Here is a 3896-nt window from a genome sequence, read left to right on the forward strand (position 1 = left end):
CATCAACGCCCACAACTCCAAGCTGGCGGTGGAGCTGGCCGGCTATCTGGTGGAGGAGCTGCGGGATCCCGCGGGCTATGAGGCTTTTCGGCGGGATCTGGAAACGGCCAATGTCTTTATTGGATCCTTGATCTTCATCGAGGACATTGCCCAGAAGGTGGTGCAGGCGGTAGAACCCCTGCGGGAACGGCTGGATGCGGTGGTGGTGTTTCCCTCCATGCCGGAGGTGATGCGCCTGAACAAGATGGGAGCCTTTTCTATGGCGCAGCTAGGCCAGTCCAAGAGCGCCATCGCCCAGTTTATGCGCAAGCGCCAGCAGGGATCCAACTTCCAGGAGGGGATGTTGAAGCTGCTGCAGACGCTGCCCAAGGTGCTGAAGTATCTGCCCTTCGACAAGGCGCAGGATGCCCGCAACTTCATGCTCAGCTTCCAGTACTGGCTGGGGGGATCCCGCGAGAACCTGGAGAACTTTTTGCTGATGTTGGCGGATCGCTACCTGCCGGGGATGCGGGGGCAGCTCTCCTTTGCCGAGCCGGTCACCTACTTGGAGATGGGCATCTGGCACCCCTTGGCGCCGCAGATGTTTGCCAGTCTGGCGGAGTATTTGGATTGGTACAACGCCCGCGAGGATCTGCCGCAGGACGTGAAGGATCCCTTGGCTCCCTGCGTGGGGTTGGTGTTGCAGCGCACCCACCTGGTGACGGGGGATGATGCCCACTACGTGGCCATGGTGCAAGAGCTGGAGTCGCGCGGGGCGCGGGTGGTGCCGGTGTTTGCCGGGGGTCTAGATTTCTCCAAGCCAGTGAACGAGTTTTTCTGGAACGCGCAGAAGACAGCGCCCATTGTGGATGTGGTCGTGTCGCTAACCGGGTTTGCCCTGGTGGGAGGGCCGGCGCGGCAGGATCACCCCAAAGCGGTGGAAGCGCTGCAACGGCTGAATCGCCCCTACATGGTGGCGCTGCCCTTGGTGTTTCAATCGACGGAGGAATGGGCTGCCAGCGACCTGGGGCTGCACCCGGTGCAGGTGGCTCTGCAGATTGCCATTCCCGAGCTGGACGGGGCCATTGATCCCATCATCCTCTCAGGGCGGGACGCGGCCACCGGCAAAGCCCATGCCATGCAGGATCGGATTGAGTTGATCGCGGCGCGGGCGATTAAGTGGGCCAACCTGCGACGTAAGCCCAAGCTGGAGAAGAAGATCGCCATCACCGTTTTCAGCTTCCCGCCGGACAAGGGCAATGTGGGGACAGCAGCCTACTTGGATGTATTTGCCTCTATTCACCGGGTGATGCAGGCCCTGGCCCACAACGGCTATGACCTCGGCCCCGAGCTGCCCAAAACCCCGCAGGAGCTGATGGAGTCCATCCTGCACGATCCCCAGGCCCAGTACGCCAGCCCGGAGCTGAATGTGGCCGCCAAACTGTCGGTGCGGGAGTACGAGGCGCTGACACCCTACGTGAAAGCCATCGAGCAATACTGGGGGCCAGCGCCGGGGCACCTGAATACCGATGGGCAAAATCTGCTCATCTACGGCAAGCACTTTGGCAATGTGTTCATCGGGGTGCAGCCCACCTTCGGCTATGAAGGGGATCCCATGCGGCTGCTTTTTTCCAGGTCAGCCAGCCCCCACCACGGCTTTGCTGCTTACTACACCTACCTGGAGAAAGTTTGGGGGGCGGATGCGGTGTTGCACTTTGGCACCCATGGATCCCTGGAGTTTATGCCGGGCAAGCAGATCGGCATGTCGGGCGAGTGCTATCCGGATAATCTAATTGGATCCCTGCCCAACCTGTACTACTACGCCGCCAACAACCCCAGTGAGGCCACTATTGCCAAGCGGCGGGGCTACGCCTGCACCATCAGCTACCTGACGCCGCCGGCAGAAAACGCCGGCCTCTACAAGGGGCTGCAAGAGCTGCGGGAGATGATCGGCTCCTACCAAACCCTGCGGGAGGGGGCGCGGGGCATCGCCATCGTCAACGCCATCTGCGACAAGGCGCGGCTGGTGAACCTGGACAAGGATGTGGAGTTGCCCCAGGGGGACGCCGCCCAGTTGAGCTTGGAAGAGCGGGACAGGGTGGTGGGCAAGCTCTACGCCCAGCTGATGGAGATCGAGTCGCGGCTGTTGCCCTGTGGTCTGCACGTCATTGGAGCGCCCCCCACAGCAGAGGAGGCGATTGCCACCCTGGTGAGCATTGCCAGCATTGACCGCCCGGAAGAAGGGATCCTGGGTCTGCCGCGCATTCTTGCCCAAAGCCTGGGCCGGGACATCGACGAGATCTACCGCAACCGGGATCGGGGACACCTGGCGGATACGGAGCTGCTGGATCGCATCAACAAGGCCTGCCAGAAGGCGGTGGCGGCGCTGGTGCAGGAGCAGACCGACGCCCAGGGCCGGGTCGCGCGGGTGGCCAAGCTCAACTTTTTCAACATGGGCCGGCAAGCCCCCTGGTTGGCAGTCCTAAAAGAAGCGGGCTACCCCCAGGTGGATCCGGATCTTTTGAAGCCCTTGTTTGAATTTCTGGAGGAGTGCCTCAAGCAAATTACGGCAGATTATGAGCTGGGATCCCTGCTGCGGGCCTTGGAAGGGGAGTACATTTCGCCGGGGCCGGGGGGGGATCCCATCCGCAACCCCAATGTGTTGCCGACAGGGCGCAACATCCACGCTTTGGATCCCCAGTCCATCCCCACGGCAGCCGCCATCCAGTCGGCGGAGATGGTGGTGGAACGGCTGCTGGCTCGCGAGATGAGCAGTAACGGTGGCCGGTACCCGGAAACCATCTCGGTGGTGCTCTGGGGCACCGACAACATCAAGACCTACGGGGAGTCGCTGGCGCAGGTGCTGTGTTTGCTGGGGGTGCGACCCAAACCCGATGCCCTGGGGCGGGTGAACAAGGTGGAGTTAATCCCCTTAGAGGAACTGGGCCGGCCCCGCATTGATGTGGTGGTGAACTGCTCGGGGGTATTCCGGGATCTGTTTGTTAACCAGATGGACCTGATCGACCGGGCGGTGAAGCTGGCGGCCGCAGCGGTGGAGCCACCGGAGCTGAACTTTGTGCGCAAGCACGCCTTGCAGCAGGCAGAAGAACTGGGGCTGACGTTGGAGCAGGCGGCAACGCGGGTCTTTTCCAACGCTTCCGGATCCTACTCGGCCAACATCAACCTGGCGGTGGAAAACAGCTCTTGGGAAGATGAAAGCGAGCTGCGGGAGATGTACCTATCCCGCAAGTCCTTTGCCTTCGGCTCGAATCTGCCTAACCAGCAGATGCGGCAGCTTTTTGAAGCCAGCTTGAAGACGGTGGATGTGACCTTCCAGAACCTGGACTCCTCGGAGATCAGCCTGACCGATGTCAGCCACTACTTCGACGCGGATCCCACCAAGCTGGTGCAAAGCCTGCGCCCCGACGGCAAGGCCCCCTCGGCCTACATGGCAGATACCACCACGCCCAACGCCCAGATCCGCACCCTGAGCGAAACCATCCGTCTGGACGCCCGCACCAAGCTCCTCAACCCCAAGTGGTATGAGGGGATGCTCAAGCACGGCTACGAAGGGGTACGGGAGATCGCCAAGCGGCTGGTCAACACCTCCGGCTGGTCGGCCACGGCAGGCGCGGTGGACAACTGGATCTACGAAGAAACCAACGAGACTTTCATCAAGGACGAGGCGATGCGGCAGCGCTTGATGAACCTCAACCCCCACTCCTTCCGGCGCATTGTCGGATCCCTGCTGGAGGTGCATGGGCGTGGCTACTGGCAGACTTCCCAGGCCAATATCGAGCGTCTGCAGGAGCTGTATCAGGAGATCGAGGACAGAATCGAAGGGGTGGAGTAATTAATATGGTTGTTTCAGGTTAGCGTGAGACGTCTGGGCTACTGTTCGCGCCAGCGGGACGGAG

The 3896-nt window shown here is 61.6% G+C and carries 1 protein-coding gene; it reads left to right on the forward strand.

The window, feature by feature from the left end; translation table 11 throughout:
* On the forward strand, positions 1-3832 hold a 3832-nt coding region (locus NW819_RS06230; RefSeq protein WP_414413224.1), incomplete at its 5' end, for a magnesium chelatase subunit H.
* Positions 3833-3896: the final 64 nt, after the last annotated feature.

The organism is Synechococcus sp. R8-2 (genome assembly GCF_047461715.1).
In the GTDB taxonomy this organism is placed as follows: domain Bacteria; phylum Cyanobacteriota; class Cyanobacteriia; order Thermostichales; family Thermostichaceae; genus Thermostichus.